Source organism: Kitasatospora sp. MY 5-36 (assembly GCF_001182915.1).
GTDB lineage: Bacteria > Actinomycetota > Actinomycetes > Streptomycetales > Streptomycetaceae > Kitasatospora.
Window position 1 is genome coordinate 1 of record NZ_LFVW01001385.1, and the last position, 687, is coordinate 687.

Sequence of the window (687 nt, forward strand, 5' to 3'; positions counted from 1 at the left end):
CCCTGGTCGGCCGCGCCAAGGTGCTGCCCCCGGACACCGCCGAGCTGATGCGCCGCCCGGAGCCCGGCGCCCGGCCGGGAGCGCTCGCCGACGGCTGGGGCGCCGGCGCGGCGCTCTACCGGCAGGACGGACGGCTGTGGTGCGGCCACGACGGCAACGCCATGGGCACCTCCTGCCACCTGCGGGCCGACCCGGACAGCGGCCTCGTGGTCGCCTTCACCGGCAACGCCGGCGCCGCCACCGCCCTCTGGCGCGAACTCGCGGCCGACCTGGAGGAGTTGGCCGGAGTACGGGTGCCCGCGGGGATCGAACCGGTCGGCGCGGGCGGACCCGTGCTGCTCGCCGCCCCGGCGACCCTGGCCGAGTGCGCGGGCGACTACCGCAACGGCGCCATCCGCTACCGGGTCGAGCCGGCCGGCGCCGGACCGGCCACCCTCTCGGTCGACGGCGACCTCCCGATCCCGCTGCGCTGCTACGCCGACCTCTCCTACGACCTGATCGCCCCCGACACCGGGCGCCCCGAACCCGGCGGGCGCTTCCACCGGGACCCGGCCACCGGCCGGATCGACCGGGTGCAGGTCTCCGGGCGCACCGCCCGCCGGGCCGCCGCCGACTGAGCCGACCGGCCCGGCCGCCGTACGCCCACCCTGCACCGACACCCCGCACCGACACCCCGCACCGTTCCCC

At 78.9% G+C, this 687-nt stretch carries 1 pseudogene; it reads left to right on the top strand.

From position 1 onward, the window contains the following. Positions 1–617, top strand: a pseudogene (locus AE652_RS42575) (serine hydrolase); the annotation flags it as partial. Positions 618–687 lie beyond the last annotated feature (70 nt).